The organism is Amycolatopsis sp. WAC 04197, from assembly GCF_003947475.1.
GTDB lineage: Bacteria > Actinomycetota > Actinomycetes > Mycobacteriales > Pseudonocardiaceae > Amycolatopsis > Amycolatopsis japonica.
Window position 1 is genome coordinate 1 of the sequence record NZ_QHJK01000006.1, and the last position, 18,964, is coordinate 18,964.

The 18,964-nt window shown below is 72.3% G+C and carries 2 protein-coding genes; both read right to left on the reverse strand.

Features of this window, described 5'->3' with window-relative positions; translation table 11 throughout:
* Positions 1-1,809: type I polyketide synthase (locus DMC64_RS22290; RefSeq protein ID WP_125735131.1), on the reverse strand; the 1,809-nt coding region annotated here is incomplete at its 3' end.
* 3 nt (positions 1,810-1,812) lie between these two features.
* A complete protein-coding gene (locus DMC64_RS22295; RefSeq protein WP_125735132.1) occupies positions 1,813-18,960 on the reverse strand; it encodes a type I polyketide synthase in 17,148 nt (5,715 codons plus the stop codon).
* Between the last annotated feature and the right edge of the window lie 4 nt (positions 18,961-18,964).

Here is an 18,964-nt window from a genome sequence, read left to right on the forward strand (position 1 = left end):
CTTCCAGTCCACAAAGGACGACAAAGCCGTCTCACACTCAGCCATCGACTCAGCGAACACCGGAGCAGCCACCACAAGCTCCTCCGCCATCCCCACCCACTGCGAACCCTGACCCGGAAACACGAAGACGGCTTTACCCGGCTCGGCGGTACCGGTCAGGACCCGCGCGGCGGGTTCGCCCTCGGCGAGGGAACGCAGGCCGCCGAGCAGTTCGCCGAGGTCTTCGGCGAGCACGACCGCCCGGTGCGGCAACGCCGACCGCGTGTCGGCGAGGGCTCGCGCGATGGCCTTCGGCGAGGACTCGCCTGTCAGATGTGCCGCGAGCTTCGACGCCTGGGCGGCCAAAGCCTCTTCACTGCGACCGGAAAGCACGAACGGCAAAGCCGCGGAATCGAGCACCCGAGTGTCCACAAGAGACTCTGCTTCGACGGGTGGCGCCTGCTCCAGGATCACGTGCGCGTTGGTGCCGCTGATCCCGAACGACGAGACCCCGGCCCGGCGCGGTTCCCCGGTCTCCGGCCACGACTGTTCCCCGGTCAGCAGCGAGACCTCACCCGCCAACCAGTCCACATGCGACGACGGAGCGTCGACGTGCAGCGTGCGCGGCGCGATCCCGTGCCGGATGGCCTGCACCATCTTGATCACCCCGCCGACCCCGGCGGCGGCCTGCGTATGCCCGATGTTCGATTTGAGGGAACCCAGCAGCAGCGGGCGTTCCCGGTCCTGGCCGTAGGTCGCCAACAGCGCCTGCGCCTCGATCGGGTCGCCCAGCGTGGTGCCGGTGCCGTGACCCTCCACGACGTCCACCTGCCCCGGCGCGAGCCGGGCGTCGGCGAGCGCCTGGCGGATGACCCGTTGCTGAGCGGGACCGTTCGGCGCGGTGAGCCCGTTCGACGCGCCGTCCTGGTTGATGGCGCTGCCCCGCAGCACCGCGAGGACCTGGTGACCGTTGCGCTGGGCGTCGGAAAGCCGTTCCACCAGCAGCATTCCGACGCCTTCACCCCAGCCGGTGCCGTCGGCCGCGTCGGCGAAGGCCTTGCAGCGGCCGTCGGCGGCCAGTCCGCGCTGACGGCTGAAGTCGACGAACGCGGCGGGATGGGTCATCACGTTCACCCCGCCGACGAGGGCGAGCGTGCATTCCTCCCGACGCAGGGACTGCGCGGCGAGGTGCAGCGCGACCAGCGAAGACGAGCACGCCGTGTCGACCGAGACCGCCGGCCCCTCGAGACCGAGGGTGTAGGCGATGCGGCCGGAGGCGACGCTGCTGAAGTTCCCGTTGCCGAGATAGGGCTCCAGCTCCGGCGGGATATCGGTGAGCACGCCGGTGTAGTCGTTGTGGATGACGCCGGCGAAGACGCCGGTGCGGCTGCCGCGCAGGGTCGCCGGGTCGATCCCGGCGCGTTCCAGCACCTCCCAAGCCGCTTCCAGCAGCAGCCGCTGCTGCGGATCCATCGCCTGCGCCTCACGCGGTGAGATCCCGAAGAACGCGGCGTCGAAATCCCCGGCGTCGTAGAGGAATCCGCCTTCGGAGACGTAGGTCTTGCCCGGGGTGTCGGGGTCGGGATCGAAGAGCCCGCCCAGATCCCAGCCCCGGTCGCCGGGGAACTCCGACAACGCGTCGGTCCCGGAGGCGACCAGGTCCCACAGCTGTTCGGGCGAGCGGACCCCGCCGGGGAAGCGGCAGCTCATCCCGACGACGGCGATCGGCTCGTGCCCGGCCTCCTCCAGCTCGACCAGCCTGCGCCGCGCGCGCCGCAGCTCACCGGTCGCCCACTTCAGGTTCTCCAGCAGTTTCTCATCGCCCGACACGGGTCACGACCTTCCGAATTCCTTGTGCAAGATGTCGAACAGCTCGTCGGCGCTGGCGTCGGCCAGGTCGCCGTCGCCCTCGTCCCCGGCCGGGCCGCGGGATTCGGTCCACCGGGCGAGCACCGCGCGCAGCCGGTCGGTGATCCGGTCCGCGGTCTCGTCGTCGGTGACCGCCGCGGCCAGCGCGGTCTCCAGCCGGTCGAGGTCGGCCAGCACCGCCACCTCGGGCTCGGCGCCCGCCGGTTCGCCCAGTTCCGCCAGCAGATGCCGGGCCAGCACGGCCGGGCTCGGCTGATCGAAGACCAGCGTGGACGGCAGCCGCAGCCCGGTCGCCGCGCCGAGCCGGTTGCGCAGTTCGACCGCGGTCAGCGAGTCGAAGCCGAGGTCGCGGAAGGCCAGCTCCGGGCCGACCTTGGCGACCGACGCGTGGCCGAGCGCGGCCGCGGCGTGCGAGCGCACCAGATCCAGCAGGAACGGCTCCCGGTCCGCGGCGGGCAGTGCCGCCAGCCGCTGGGCGAGCGACGGCCCGCTCGTGGCGGCCGCCCCCGCGACCCGTTTGGCCGGCGCTCCGGCCAGAACACGCAGCAGGGCGGGCACTTCGGTCTGGCCTCGGAGCGCGGCGGTGTCCAGGTGCACGGGCACCAGCGCCGCGACGTCCCGTTCCCCCGCCGCGTCGAACAGCGCGAGACCCTCCACAGAGGACAATGGGCTGACCCCGGATCGCTTCATCCTGGCCACGTCCGCCTCGTCGAGGTGGCCGGTCATCGCGCTCCGCTCGGCCCAGAAGCCCCACGCCAGCGCCTGCCCGGCGAGCCCTTCGGCCCGGCGGTGCTGGGCGAGTGCGTCGAGGAAGGCGTTGGCCGCCGCGTAATTCCCCTGTCCGGCGGCGCCGAACGTCGCCGCGGACGAGGAGAACAGCACGAACGCGGCCAGTCCGAGGTCGCGGGTCAATTCGTGCAGGTGGGCCGCGGCGTCGACCTTCGGACGGAACACGGTGTCGAGCCGGTCCGGGGTCAGCGCCGGGATCAGCCCGTCGTCGAGCACACCGGCGGTGTGCACCACGGCGGTCAGCGGATACTCCGGCGGCACCGAGCCGAGCAGTCCGGCGACCGCGGCGCGATCGGCGACGTCGCAGGCCACGACGGTCACCGTGGCCCCGAGCCCGGTCAGGTCCGCGACCAGTTCCCGCGCGCCCTCGGCGTCGAGCCCGCGCCTGCTCGTGAGCAGCAGCCGCCGGACGCCGCGCGCGGTCACCAGATGCCGGGCGAACAGGCCGCCCAGCACGCCGGTGCCACCGGTGATCAGCACCGTGCCCTCGGGGTCGAGGACGGCGGGCGGTTCCAGCACGATCTTGCCCGTGTGCTTGGCCTGGCTGAGGAACCGGAACGCCTCGGGGGCGCGCCGGACGTCCCACGCGGTGGTCGGCAGCGGCCGCACCACGTCCTTGTCCGCCAGGGCCAGGAGTTCGCCGAGGATCTCCTGGATCCGGTCGTGCCCGGAGTCGATCAGGTCGAACGCGCGATAGGTGACGCCGGGATGCGCGGCCGCGACCTCGTCCGCGTCACGGATGTCGGTCTTGCCCATCTCGACGAACCGCCCGCCTTCGCGCACCAGCCGCAGCGACGCGTCGACGAACTCCCTGGCCAGCGAGTCCAGCACCAGGTCGACCCCTCGGCCGCCGGTGGCTTCGCGGATCTTGTCCTCGAAATCGAGGGTCCGGCTGGAAGCGATGTGGTCGTCGTCGAAGCCCATCGCCCGCAGCGTGTCCCATTTCGCGGGGCTGGCGGTCACGTAGATCTCGGCGCCGAAGTGCCGGGCCAGCTGGACCGCGGCCATCCCCACGCCACCGGCGGCGGCGTGGATCAGCACGGTCTGTCCCGGCCGCAGCTCACCGAGGTCGGCCAGGCCGACGTACGCGGTGAGGAACGCGACGGGTGCCGACGCGGCCTCGGTGAACGACCAGTCGTCCGGAACGGGTGCGATCAGCTTCCGGTCGGCGACGGCGACCGGGCCGAACGACGCGTCGAACATACCCAGCACGCGGTCGCCCGGCGCCAGGTCGGTGACGCCGGGGCCGGTCTCGGTGACCACGCCCGCGCCTTCCCCGCCGATGCCTTCCTGCCCGGGGACGAGCCCGAGGGCCACCACGACGTCCCGGAAGTTGAGCCCGGCCGACCGCACGGCGATGCGGACCTGCCCCTCGGCGAGCGGAGCCAGCAGATCGGGCCGGTCCCGCAACACCAGGTTCTCCAGGGTGCCTCCGCCGAGGGTGTCGACCGTCCACGCGCGGCTGCCCGGAGGCGGGACGAGCGCGGTGTCGGCGGACGCCTTGACCAGCCGGGCGCCGAGCACCGTTCCGGCCCGCACCGCGAGCTGGGGCTCGTCGAGCCCGAGCGCCTCAGCCAACCCAGCCTCGGAGCCGTCGGTGTCGAGAAGACCGAACCGGCCGGGATTCTCCTCTTGCGCCGTGCGCACGAGACCCCAGACCGTCGCGTTGGCCGGGTCGGACACCGGTTCGTCCGCGGCCACCGAGACCGCGCCCGAAGTCCGGAAGACCAGCCTGGCGCCGGAGAACCGGTCGTCCGCCAGCCAGTTCTGGACGAGCGCCAGCGCGTCCCTCGCGGCGGCGTGCGCGCCCTCGGCGAGGTCGCCGGTGACAGGTGCGCAGCTCGTGAGGACCACGTCGGGTTCCGGCCTGCCCGCGTCGAGATCCGCGGCGAGCTCCGCGAGATCCGCGCAGTCCTCGCCGAGCACGACGATCGACGGCGCAACCATGTCCTTTGTGGACAGATCCGTCCATTGGACCTGGAACAGCGAATCTGCCGGATCCCGCCGGGCACCGGCGAGCTGCGCCTCGGCCACCGGCCGGAACACAACGGAGCCGATCGAGGCGACCGGCGCCCCGGCGGTGTCGGCGAGGTCCACCGTCACCGCGTCCTCCCCGGCGGGGGAAAGCCGGACACGCAGGCTCGGCGCGCCGACGGCCGACAGCGAGACCTCGTTCCACGCGAACGGAAGCCGCAGTTGCCCGTCGTCGGGGAGCAGCCCGAAGCCCAGCGCGTGCAGGGCGGCGTCGAGGAGCGCGGGGTGCAGGCCGAACGCGGCGGCCTCGGCGATCCGGTCCTCCGGGAGCGCGATCTCGGCGAACACGTCGTCGCCCCGGCGCCACGCGGCACGCAGCCCGCGGAACGCCGGACCGTAGCCGTAGCCCAGTTCCGCGAGGCCTTCGTAATGGCCGTCGAGGGAGATCGGTTCGGCTCCCGCGGGCGGCCACTGGGTCAGGTCCGCCACCGACGTTTCCCCGTCCGCGGCGAGCAGGCCGGTGGCGTGCCGGATCCAGTCCGTGCCACCGGTTTCGTCCCGGGAGTACACGGCGGCCTCGCGGGTGCCGTCGTCAGTGGACGCCCCGACGGTCACCTGGAGCCGCGCACTGCCGGACTCCCCGAGGACGAGCGGCGCCTCGATGGTCAGTTCGGCGATCCGGCCGCAGCCGGTGCGCTCCCCCACCGTGAGCGCCAGGTCCACGAGCGCCGCGCCGGGCAGTAGCAGCGCGCCGCCGACGGCGTGATCGGGCAACCAGGTCTGGTTCCTCGCCGAGATCCGGCCGGTGGCCACCAGACCGTCGCTGCCGGCCAGCGGGACGACGGCGCCGAGCAGCGGATGCCCGCCGACGTCCAGACCGGCCTGTCCCGGGTCGGCGGAAGTCCGCGTCCGCAGCCAGTAGTGCTCGTGCTGGAAGGCGTAGGTCGGCAGGTCGACACGGGATCCGGGGAACAACACCGCCCAGTCCGGGCTGAGGCCGTGGACATGGGCTTCGGCCAGCGAGGCGAGGAACCGGAGCGGGCCTCCCTCGTCCCGGCGCAGGCTGCCGACCGCGACGGCGCGTTCTCCCGCGTCCTCGGCGGTGTCGGCGATCCCGGTGACCAGGACCGGATGCGGGCTCGCCTCGACGAAGAACCGGAACCCGTCGTCGAGCAGCCGCCGGACCGCCTGTCCGAAGTGGACGGTCCCGCGCAGGTTCCGGAACCAGTACGCCGCGTCCACCACCGGATCGAGCGGCTCCCCGGCCACCGTCGAGTAGAACGGGATCTCCGGAACCCGCGGCTCGATCCCGTCGAGCGCGGTCAGGACGTCCTGTTCGATGGCGTCGACATGTGCGGAATGCGACGCGTAATCCACCGGGATCCGCTTCGCGCGCAGCCCGCTCGTCTCGCAAGCGGCCATGAGCGCGTCCAGACCGGCGACATCACCCGACACCACCACCGACGCGGGACCGTTCACGGCGGCGAGCGAGACACCCTCGGGCAGGAGCTCGCGGACCCGGTCTTCGGGAGCGGCGACGGAGACCATGCCACCCCGGCCCGAAAGCGCCGTGATCGCCTTGCTGCGCAGGCAGACCACCCGCGCCGCGTCGTCGAGCGACAGCGCGCCGGAGACACACGCCGCCGCGATCTCGCCCTGCGAGTGCCCGACGACGGCGGCAGGCTCGATGCCACTGGCACGCCACAACCTGGCCAGCGACACCATCACCGCGAACAAGGCGGGCTGCACGACGTCGACCCGCTCCAGCGCGGCCGCGTCCGAAAGCACCTCGGTGAGCTTCCAGTCCACATAGGACAGGAGGGCCGTTTCGCATTCGGCCATCGACTCGGCGAACACGGGTGCGGACGCCAGCAGTTCCACCGCCATCCCGGCCCACTGCGAACCCTGGCCGGGGAACACGAACACCGGTTTCCCGCTGGTCGCGGTCCCGGTCACCACCGAACCCGACGGCTCACCCGCGGCCAGTGCGGCCAACCCGGCGATCGGGTCTTCGCCGACGACGACCGCCCGATGCTCCAGCGTGGTCCGCGCGGTCGCCAGCGAGTAGGCCACGTCCACCGGGCGTTCGTCGGTCAGGAAGGACTTCAGCCGTGCCGCCTGCGCGGCCACGGCCTCGGGTTCCTTGGCCGACAACGGCCAAGCCACGACGTCCCCGAGCAGCCCCGAGGCCGGTTCGTCCCGTGTCTCGGCCTGTTCGGCCTGTTCGAGGACGACGTGCGCGTTGGTACCGCTCATCCCGAACGACGACACCGCCGCCCGGCGCGGGCCGCCGGTCTCCGGCCACGGGGTCGGCTCGGTCGCGAGCTCGATCCGGCCCGCCGCCCAGTCGACGCGCGAAGTCGGCGTGTCGACGTGCAGCGTGCGAGGCAGCGTCCCGTGCCGCATCGCGAGCACCATCTTGATCACCCCGGCGACGCCCGCCGCGGCCTGCGTGTGCCCGATGTTCGACTTGACCGAACCGAGCAGCAAGGGCCGTTCCCGGTCCTGGCCGTAGGTCGCCAGCAGCGCCTGAGCCTCGATCGGGTCGCCCAGCGTGGTCCCGGTTCCGTGCGCTTCGACGGCGTCCACTTCGGACGGTTCGAGCCGCGCGTTCGCCAATGCCTGGCGGATCACCCGCTGCTGCGAAGGACCGTTCGGCGCGGTGAGGCCGTTCGACGCGCCGTCCTGGTTGACCGCGCTGCCCCGCAGCACCGCGAGCACCGGATGCCCGTTGCGGCGAGCGTCGGAAAGCCGCTCCACGAGCAGCATCCCGGCGCCTTCACCCCAGCCCGTGCCGTCGGCTCCGTCGGCGAACGCCTTGCAGCGGCCGTCCGCGGCCAGCCCGCGCTGACGGCTGAACTCGACGAACGTGCCCGGCGTGGCCATCACGGTCACCCCACCGGCCAGTGCCAGCGAGCATTCGCCCTGCCGCAGCGCCTGTGCCGCCAGATGCAGCGCGACCAGCGACGACGAGCACGCCGTGTCGACGGTGACCGCCGGGCCTTCGAGCCCGAAGGTGTACGAAACGCGGCCCGAGGCGACACTCGCCGAGGTGCCGGTGGCCAGGTAGCCCTCGACCCCGTCGGGCACTTCCGCCGAACCGGACACGTATTCGTTGTCCATCACCCCGGCGAACACGCCGGTACGGCTGCCGCGCAGGGTCGCCGGATCGATCCCGGCGCGTTCGAACGCCTCCCACGACGTCTCCAGCAGCAACCGCTGCTGCGGATCCATCGCCAGCGCCTCACGCGGCGAGATCCCGAAGAAGCCCGCGTCGAAGTCCCCGGCGGTTTCCAGGAAGGCGCCTTGGCGGGTGTAAGAGGTGCCCCGGCGGTCCGGGTCGGTGTCGAACAGCCGCTCCAGGTCCCAGCCGCGGTCGGCGGGGAATTCGCCCAGCGCGTCCCGGCCCTCGGCCAGCAGGGCCCAGAGCCGTTCGGGGGTGTCGGCGTGGCCGGGGAAGCGGCAGCTCATCGCGACGATCGCGATCGGCTCGTCGGCCGTCACGGCCGCCTGTCCGGTCTCGGGGCCGCCCTGCGCACCCAGGACGCCTTCGCCGATGTGGGCGGCGAGCGCTTCCGGGGTCGGGTAGTCGAAGATCAGCGTCGCCGGCAGCCGTAGCCCGGTGGCGGCGGTGAGCCGGTTGCGCAGTTCGACGGCGGTCAGGGAGTCGAATCCGATCTCCTGGAAGGACCGCGTGGCTTCGACCGCGTCCGCCGCGGTGTGCCCGAGCACGGTTGCGGAATGGGTGCGCACGAGGTCGATCAGCAGGGTTCCCCGGTCGGCGGCGGGCACGGCGAGGAGCCGGTCCCGCAACGAGTCCGCGTCACCGGTGGTCCCGGCGGACGCGGCGCGGCGGACCGGGCCGCGGGCGAGACCGCGCAGCAACGGCGGAAGCCCGTCCGCGCCCATCGCGGCGACGTCCAGGCGCATCGGCACCAGCACCGGTTCCGCCAGCGCGCCCGCGGCGTCGAAGAGCTCCAGACCGTCCTGTGTGGACAGTGCGGCGGTACCGCTCTGGGCCATCCTGGCCAGCTCGGCCTCGCCGAGCGTCCCGCCCATCCCGCCCGTTTCGGCCCACAGACCCCATGCCAGCGATCGCGCGGGCAGCCCGTGCACGGCGCGCCGGACACTGAGCGCGTCCAGGAAACCGTTCGCGGCGGCGTAGTTTGCCTGCCCGGCGTTGCCGAAGACCCCGGCCGCCGACGAGAAGACGACGAACTCGGCGAGATCCGCGCCCTTGGTCAGTTCGTGCAGGTTCAGCGCCGCGTCGACCTTCGGCCGCAGCACCTTCGCCAGCCGCTCCGGGGTCAGCGAGCCGACGAGGCCGTCGTCGAGGACCCCCGCCGTGTGCACCACGCCGGTCAGCGGATGCCCGGCCGGGATCCCGGCGAGGACGGCGGCGAGCGCGTCGCGATCCGCCGCGTCGCACGCCTCGACCGTCACCGACGCGCCCGACTCGGTGAGTTCGGTGACCAACTCGGAGACACCCGGCGCGTCGTGCCCGCGCCTGCTGGTCAGCAGCAGCCGCCGGACGCCGCGTTCGCGCACCAGATGCCGGGCGAAGAGCGCGCCGAGGGCACCCGTTCCCCCGGTGACGAGCACGGTGCCGTCGGGATCGAGGGCGACGGGCATGGTCAGCACGTTCTTGCCGACATGCTTGGCCTGGCTGAGGAAACGGAACGCGTCGGGGCCGCGCCGGACGTCCCAGGCGGTGACCGGCAACGGCGTCAGCACCCCGGCCGCGAACAGCTCCAGCAGCGCGGCGAGCATCTCGTGGATACGTTCGGGTCCGGCGTCGATCACGTCGAAGGGGTGGTACTCCACCCCGGTCTCCCCCGGTTCGCGGATGTCGGTCTTGCCCATCTCGGCGAACCGCCCGCCCGGGGCCAGCAGCCGCAGGGACGCGTCGACGTAGTCGCCGGCCAGCGAGTTCAGGACGACGTCGACCCCGCGTCCGGCGGTGGCGGCGCGGAACTTCTCCTCGAAACCGAGGTCACGGGAGGACGAGAGGTGGGCGTCGTCGAAACCGTTGGCACGCAAGGTGTCCCACTTGCCCGGACCGGCGGTGCCGAACACCTCGGCCCCGGCGTGACGGGCCAGCTGGGTCGCGGCCATGCCGACGCCGCCCGCCGCCGCGTGCACCAGGATCGACTCCCCCGCTTCGAGCCGCGCGAGGTCGAACAGGCCGTAGTAGGCGGTGAGGAACACGATCGGGACCGAGGCCGCCGTGGCGAACGACCAGTCGTCCGGCATCTTCGCCAGCGTCCGGTGGTCGGTGACGACCTGCGGCCCGAAGCCGTTCGACATCAGGCCGAACACGCGGTCGCCGACGTCGAGTCCGGTGACACCGGGCCCGATCTCGGTGATCACGCCCGCGCCTTCACTGCCGAGCGTGGCCGCGCCCGGGTACATGCCCAGCGCGATCAGGACGTCGCGGAAGTTGAGGCCGGCGGCCCGCACCGCGATCCGCACCTCGCCCTCGGCCAGTGGCGCGACCGCTTCGGGCGACGGCACCAGGGTGAGGTTCTCCAGGGTGCCGCGGCCGGTGGTGTCCAGCCGCCAGGCGCCCTCGGGCGGCATCAGTTCCGTGGACGAGGCGGTGGTGACCAGCCGCGGTGCGAGAGCCCGCCCGTCGCGCAGGGCGAGTTGCGGCTCGTCGACGGCCAGGATCCGGCCGTCGGGCAAGGTCTCGGCGTCGACCAGCACGAACCGCCCGGGATTCTCCGACTGCGCGGCACGCACCAGTCCCCAGACCGCGGCGTGCGCGAGGTCGGTCACCGCTTCGCCGTCACCCGCGGCGACCGCGCCCCGGGTGTGGACGACGAGCGGACGGTCCGGCTCGTCTTCGAGCCACCGCTGGACGATTCCGAGGACCGCGGCCGTCGTCTCGTGGACACGCTCAGCGGAGTCGCCACCGCGCGGCACGGAGAAGACGGACTCCGCGGGCAGGGCCTCGCCGGTCTCCGGGAGCGGGACCGGACGCCAGCCGACCCGGTAGAGCGAGTCGTGTCCCTTGCGCGCCAAGGCGTCGCCCGAGATCTCGCGCAGTGTCAGTTCCTCCGCCGAGACGACCGGGCGGCCGGTGCCGTCGGCGACCAGGACCTCGAATCCGTCGGGACCGGACGGCCGCAGCCGGACACGGAGCCGGGTCGCGCCCGCGGCGTGCAGGCGCACCCCGGACCAGGCGAACGGGAGCCGCGTGCCGTCGTCGCCGCCCGCGAGACCGAGGGTGTGGAGCGCGGCGTCGAGCAGTGCCGGATGCACGCCGAACCGAGCCGCGTCGGCGTGCTGTTCCTCCGGGAGTTCGACCTCCGCGAACAGGTCTTCGCCCGCTCGCCACGCCGCCCGGAGGCCACGGAACGCGGGGCCGTACTCGAGGCCGGTGGCGGCGAGGCGCTCGTAGACGTCACCCACCTGGACGGCTTCGGCGTTCTGCGGCGGCCAGGTCGTCAACCCGGCCGGTTCGACGGCTCCGACGGCCGAAAGCAGACCGGTGGCGTGCCGCTGCCACTCGTCTTCGCCTTCCTGGCGCGAGTGGATCTCGACGGTCCGGCGACCGGTGTCGTCGGCCGTGCCGACCAGCACGGACAGTTGCGTCGCGCCGCGCTCCGGCAGGACGAGCGGCGCTTCGAGCGTCAGGTCTTCGAGGTGGCCGCAGCCCGCCTCGTCTCCCGCGCGCAGGACGATCTCGACGAACGCGGTGCCGGGCAGCAGGACCACGCCGCCGACCCGGTGCTCGGCCAGCCAAGGCTGGGCGTGCCCGGACAGCCGTCCGGTGAGCAGGAACCCGCCGTCACCCGGCAGCGCCGCGGCCGCGCCGAGCAGCGGGTGATCGGTGGTGCCGAGCCCGGCTGCGGTGACGTCGCCCGCAGTACCGCCTGCCGAGGACAGCCAGAACCGTCGGTGCTGGAACGCGTACGTGGGCAGGTCGACGGGACGGCCGCCGTCGAGCAGGGCCGCCAGATCGACGTCCACGCCGTGGGCGTGCAGGCCCGCGACCGCCGTCAGCAGCGTCTCCACCTCCGGCCGGTCGCGCCGGAGTGCCGGAACGACGACCGCGCCCTCGGCGCTTTCCTTGGCCATCGCGGTCAGGACACCGTCCGGGCCGATCTCCAGGAACCGCGTGACACCCTCGGCCTCCAGGAACTTGACCGAATCGTGGAACCGCACCGCGTCACGGACATGCCGGACCCAATAGTCCGAAGTGGACACATCAGCCAAACCACCCGACACGATCGGGATCCGCGGAGTCGCGAACGACAAACCGTCGACGATCGCGCGGAACCCGTCCAGCATCGGTTCCATCAGCGGCGAATGGAACGCATGGCTGACGGTGAGGCGCTTGCTCTTGCGGCCCTCGAACTGAGAGACCACCGAGGCGACGGCGTCCTCGTCGCCCGAGACCACGACCGATTCCGGACCGTTGATCGCCGCCAACGAAACCCGCTCGGTCAGCAGCGGTGTCACCTCGGCTTCGGTCGCCTGCAACGCCACCATCGCGCCGCCGGTGGGCAAGGCCTGCATCAACCTGCCTCGCGCCGACACCAGGTTGGCGGCATCATCGAGAGAAAGCACGCCCGCGACGTGGGCGGCCGCGATCTCACCGACCGAATGCCCGGCAAGGAAGTCCGGACGAACACCCCAGCTCTCCACCAACCGGAACAGCGCCACCTCAAGCGCGAACAACGCACACTGCGTATTCGCGGTCTGGTTCAACTCCTCAGCCGACAAGTCCCTGAGCGGCTGCTCGAACCGGGAACACACCTCGTCATAAGCCTCGGCGAACACCGGGAAACGCTCAGCCAGCTCACGACCCATCCCGAGCCGCTGACTGCCCTGACCGGTGAACAGGAAAGCCGTCCGACCCTCCGTCGCGCGACCAGTGACGGCGAGGTTTTCCAGCCCGGCCAGCAGGGTTTCCTGGTCTGCGGCCACGACGGCGGCCCGGTGCTCCAGGGCCGCGCGGGTGGTCGCCAGCGAGAAGGCGACGTCGGCCAAGGCGGCAGGCGTCTCGGCCAGGAAGCCCCGCAACCGCAGCGCTTGGTCGTGCAGGGCCGCTTCGCTCCCGGCGGAGAGGACGAACGGCGCCGGTCCCTCATCGGATTCGGCGGCCTCCACCGGAGCGGGCCCCTGCTCCAGGACGATATGCGCGTTGGTCCCGCTGATCCCGAACGACGACACCGCCGCACGCCGGGGCCGTCCGGCGTCCGGCCAGGGACGCGCCTCGGTCAGCAGGGAGACCGCGCCCGCCGCCCAGTCCACATGAGACGACGGTTCGGTGACGTGCAACGTCTTCGGCAGCACCCCGTGGCGCATCGCCTCGACCATCTTGATCACGCCCGCCACCCCGGCGGCCGCCTGGCTGTGCCCGATGTTCGACTTGATCGACCCGAGCCACAGCGCGGCGTCCTCCCGGCCCTGGCCGTAGGTCGCCAGCAACGCCTGTGCCTCGATCGGATCGCCCAGCGTGGTGCCGGTCCCGTGCGCCTCGACAGCGTCCACTTCGGACGGCTCCAGACGCGCGTCTGCCAAGGCCCGCCGGATCACCCGCTGCTGCGAAGGGCCGTTCGGCGCGGTCAGCCCGTTGGACGCGCCGTCCTGGTTCACCGCGGAACCCCGGACGACCGCCAGGATCCGGTGCCCGTTGCGCTCGGCGTCCGAGAGCCGCTCCACGAGCAGCATGCCGACACCTTCGGACCAGGACGTGCCGTCCGCACCGTCCGAAAAGGACTTCGAGCGGCCGTCCGGCGCCAAGCCTCGCTGACGGCTGAAGTCGACGAAAGTCTCCGGAGTGGCCATCACGGTCACCCCGCCGGCCAGCGCGAGCGAACATTCGCCGCGCCGCAACGCCTGAGCTGCCAGATGCAGGGCCACCAGCGACGACGAGCATGCGGTGTCGACGGTGACGGCCGGGCCTTCGAGGCCGAAGGTGTAGGAAACCCGCCCGGACAGCACACTTCCGGAGTTGCCGGTGCCGAGGTAACCCTCGACGTCGTCGGGAACCGTGGCACCGGTGAGGTAGTCGTGGTACATCTGCCCGGCGAAGACACCGGTGTCACTGCCCCGCAGCGTTCCGGGGTCGATCCCGGCCCGTTCGAAGGCCTCCCACGAGACCTCCAGCAGCAGCCGCTGTTGGGGGTCCATGCCCAGTGCCTCACGCGGCGAGATCCCGAAGAAACCGGCGTCGAAATCGCCCGCCTCGTGGAGGAATCCGCCCTCGCGAACGTAGCTCTTCCCCGCTTTGCCGGGGTCCGGGTCGTAGAGGCCGTCGACGTCCCAGCCGCGGTCGGCCGGGAAGTGCGAAATGCCGTCACGGCCCTCCGCGACCAGCCGCCAGAGGTCCTCAGGCGACGCGACGCCGCCGGGGTAACGGCATGCCATGCCGATGATGGCGATCGGCTCGTCGGCCACGGTCGCGGACCGCTGGACCGGGACGTCGAGCGCGGCGCCGAACAGTTCGGCGGCGAGCAACTCCGCGAGCGCCTTCGGGGTGGGGTGGTCGAACACCGCGGTCGCGGGCAGCCGGAGCCCGGAAACGGCGTTGAGGCCGTTGCGCAGTTCCACCGCGGTCAGCGAGTCGAAACCCAGCTCCCGGAACGGACGGGCCGGTTCGACGGCTCCGGCGTCCCGGTGGCCGAGCACGTCGGCGACCTGACCGCGCACCAGCGCGAGCAGTTCCCGGTCCCGTTCCTCGGCGGGCAGCGACGCCAGCCGGTCACGCAGTTCCCGCGCGGCGGGGGCGGCCGACGCGGTCCGCCGGGATCTCCCGGCGAAGGCCCGCAGGAGCGGGACGTCCGTGGCACTCGTGCGCAGGGCGGGCACGTCGAGCCGCAACGGCACGAACAGCGCTTCCCCCGCCCCCACGGCGAAGTCGAAGAGGGTCAAGGCGTCGCCGACCGGGAGCGGCAGCAGGCCGGAGCCCGCCATCCGCGCGCGATCGGTCCCGGCGAGCGCTCCCGCCATCCCGTCGCCGGTCTCCCAGAGTCCCCACGCGAGCGAGGTCGCGGGCAGTCCGCGTTCGCGGCGGCGCGCGGCCACCGCGTCCAGGGCGGCGTTGGCGGCGGCGTAGTTGGCCTGCCCCGCGCTGCCGAGCACACCGGCCGCGGAGGAGAAGAACACGAGGTGGGCGTCGCGGGCCAGTTCGTCCAGCAGGAGCGCGCCGTCCACTTTGGACCTGAACACGGTTTCGAACCGGTCCGGGGTCAGGTCGGCGAGCAGGCCGTCGTCGAGCACACCCGCGGCATGGACGACGGCGGCCAGCGGAACGCCGTCGAGCAACGCCGTCAGCTGGTCGCGATCCGCGACGTCGCAGGCGACGATCCGGGCCTGGGCGCCGAGGTCCGCCAGTTCGGCGGCCAGCTCGTCCGCGCCTTCCGCGGCGGGACCGCGGCGGCCGGCGAGGATCAGGTTCCGCACACCACGTCGCGTGACGAGGTGACGGGCGAGTTCGGCGGCGAGCGCGCCGGTGCCGCCGGTGATCAGGACCGTTCCGTCCGGATCCCAGCCCGGCCCGGTTTCACCCCCGCGCACCGGGGTGAGCCGCGGGACACGGACCTCGCCCTCGCGCACGACGGCTTCGCTCTCGCCTGAGGCCACGATCCCGGCCAGCAGGCCGTCCGTGAGCGTGGTGGGGTCGTCGGCGTCGACAAGCACGAACCGGCCGGGGTGCTCCTCCCGCGCCGAACGCGCCAGCCCCCAGACCGCGGCCTGCGCCGGATCGGTGAACGCGCCGCTGGTCAGGAACACCACGGGGCCTTCGCCCGGCTCCACGGCGATCTCCCAGGCGTGCGCCGTCGCGTGCCGGACGTCCGCGAAGTCCACAAAGGACTCCACAGCCGGTGCTTCTGCTCCCGCGGGCACCGTCACCGGCGCCCAGGTGACGCGGAACAGCGAGTCTCGGGGCAGCGAGGCGGCCGCGGCGACCGGAGCCCGCAGGCTGAGCGAGCCGACCGACAGCACCGGAGCTCCGGCGGGATCGGTCGCGAAAACGGAGACGGCGCCGTCGCCCGACGGGCTGAGGCGGACCCGGAGCACCGTCGCGCCGTCGGCGTGCAGGCGGAGATCCGACCAGGCGAAGGGGATTTCCAGCCCCCGCGACTCGCCGATGCCGATGGCGTGCAAGGCGGAGTCGAACAACGCGGGATGGATCCCGAAGGTGCCGGGAGTTTCGTCCACCTGGACTTCGGCGAACACGTCGCCGTCGCGGGTCCAGACGGCACGGACACCCTGGAACGCAGGACCGTAGCCGAGCCCTTCGGCCGCCAGGTTCGGATAGAAGCCTTCGAGGTCGACAGGCTCCGCTCCCGTGGGCGGCCATTCGGTCATCTCATCCTGTGTGGACAGTCCGGCGCCGAGGACACCGGTGGCGTGCCGCACCCAGACGTCGTCGTCCTCCGGCCGCGCGTGCACGGTGACCGAGCGCCTGCCCTGGTCGTCCGCGGCCCCGACCGCGACCTGCAGCTGGACGCCGCCCTTCTCGGGCAGCACCAGCGGCGCTTCCAGGTTCAGTTCCTCGACGGCTTCGCAACCGGCCTCGTCGGCGGCCGCGAGCGCGAGTTCCGCGAACGCGGTGCCGGGCAGCAGGACGTTTCCGCCGACGACGTGGTCGGCCAGCCACGGCAGTGCGCTCAGCGAGATCCTGCCCGTCAGCAGGATCTCGTCCTCGCCCGCCGGCCGGACGGCGGCGGCGAGCAGGGCGTGCGGCGAGGTGTCCAGTCCGGCGGCGGACACGTCACGGTGAGCGGCACCGGATTCGAGCCAGAAGTGCTCGTACTGGAACGGATACGTGGGCAGATCGACGCGCCGGGCACCAGCGAACAAGGGCGCCCAGTCGACCTCCGCGCCGTTGACGTGCAGTCCGGCGACCGCCGTCAGCAGCGTCGCCACCTCGGGGCGGTCCCGTCGCGAAGCCGGGAGGACGACCGCGTCCTCGGCGCTTTCCTTGGCCATGGCGGTCAGGACGGCGTCGGGCCCGATCTCCAGGAACCTGGTGACGCCCTCGGCCTTCAGGAATTCGACCGAATCGTGGAACCGCACCGCGTCACGGACATGACGGACCCAATAGTCAGACGTGGACACTTCAGCCAAGCCACCGGACACGATCGGGATCCGCGGCTCGGCGAAGGTCAGGCCCTCCACCACCGCGCGGAAGTCGTCGAGCATCGGCTCCATCAACGGCGAGTGGAACGCGTGACTCACCACAAGCCGCTTGCTCTTGCGCCCCTCGAAGTGGGACACCACCGCGGCGACGGCGTCTTCGTCACCCGAGACGACCACCGACTCCGGGCCGTTGATCGCGGCCAGCGACACGCGGTCGGTCAGCAGCGGGGTGACCTCCGCCTCGGTCGCCTGCAACGCCACCATCGCGCCACCGGTCGGCAACGCCTGCATCAGGCGACCACGAGCCGACACCAACGTCACGGCGTCGTCCAGCGACAGCACGCCCGCGACATGAGCCGCCGCGATCTCCCCGACGGAATGCCCCGCCAGGAAGTCCGGCCGGACGCCCCAGCTCTCGACCAGACGGAAGAGCGCCACCTCGAAGGCGAACAACGCGCACTGCGTGTTCGCCGTCTGGTTCAGCTCCTCGGCGGACAGGTCCTTGATCGGTCGCTCGAATCGCGAGGAGACGTCGTCGAAGGTCTCCGCGAACACCGGGAAACGCTCGGCCAGCTCCCGGCCCATCCCGAGCCGCTGGCTTCCCTGCCCCGTGAACAGGAACGCCGTCCCGCCGTCCGTCGCCCGCCCTTCCACCAAAGTGGCGGTGAGCAGGTCGTCCAGCGTGCCGACGACGGCGGCCCGATGTTCCAGGGCGGTCCGCGTGATGGCCAGCGAGAACGCGAGGTCCGCCGCGGTGACGTCCGAATCCCGCGCGAGTTCCCGCACGCGTGCGACCTGCTCGCGCAGGGCGGCTTCGGTCTTGCCGGACAGCACGAACGGCACCGGCCCCGCGAGCGTGGACGGCTGTTCTTCCTCCGCGGCGGGCTGTTCGAGGACTACGTGGGCGTTCGTCCCGCTGATCCCGAACGAGGACACCGCGGCGCGCCGGGGGCGATCGGTCTTCGGCCACGGCTCGGCCTCGGTCAGCAGCGAGACCGCGCCCTCGGACCAGTCCACATGGGACGTCGGTGCGTCGACGTGCAGGGTCTTCGGCAGCACACCGTGCCGCATCGCCTCGACGAGTTTGATGATCGACGCGACCCCGGCCGCGGCCTGGCTGTGCCCGATGTTCGACTTCACCGAACCGAGCCAGAGCGGAGTCGTCCGATCCTGGCCGTAGGTGGCCAGCAGTGCCTGGGCCTCGATCGGGTCGCCGAGCCGGGTCCCCGTGCCGTGCGCCTCCATGGCGTCCACATCGGACGGTGCGAGCCGCGCGTTCGCCAGCGCCTGCCGGATGACCCGTTGCTGGGAAAGACCATTGGGCGCGGTGAGCCCGTTCGACGCGCCGTCCTGGTTCACCGCGGATCCGCGCACGACGGCGAGGACGCGGTGCCCGTTGCGGCGGGCGTCGGAGAGCCGCTCGACGAGCAGCATGCCCGCGCCTTCACCCCAGGCGGTGCCGTCCGCGGCTTCGGCGAACGCCTTGATCCGCCCGTCCGCCGCGAGCCCCCGCTGACGGCTGAAGTCCACGAACGCCGCCGGGTTGGCCATCACGGTCACCCCGCCGGCCAGCGCCAGCGAGCATTCGCCCTGCCGCAGTGCCTGGGCCGCCAGATGCAGCGCCACCAGCGACGACGAACACGCCGTGTCCACCGTGACCGCCGGGCCTTCGAGCCCGAAGGTGTAGGAAACGCGCCCGGAGGCGATGCTCGCGAAACTCCCGTTGCCGAGATACGGCTCGAGATCCGCGGGCGGCGTGCCCGCGATGGCCGAGTACTCGTTGTGGATGACCCCCGCGAACACGCCGGTTCGGCTGCCTCGCAGGGAATCCGGAGCGATCCCCGCGCGTTCGATCGCCTCCCAGGAGATCTCCAGCAGCAGCCGCTGCTGCGGGTCCATCGCCAGCGCCTCGCGCGGCGAGATCCCGAAGAACGCCGGGTCGAAGCGGGCGGCGTCGTGCAGGAAGCCGCCTTCCCGGACGTAGCTCTTGCCCGGTTTGCCCTGCTCGGGGTCGTAGAGCCCGTCGAGGTCCCAGCCGCGGTCGACCGGGAATCCGGTGAGGCCGGTGCGTTCCCCGGCGACCAGATCCCACAGCTCTTCCGGCGAGCGGACCCCGCCCGGGTAACGGCAGGCCATGCCGATGATCGCGATGGGCTCGCCGGTCAGGCGCCGGTTCTCCCCGCGCAGGCGGTCGGCTTCCTTCAGCGCCGCCCGCAGGGCCTCGACGACCTTGTTCTCGGATGTGGACATCGCA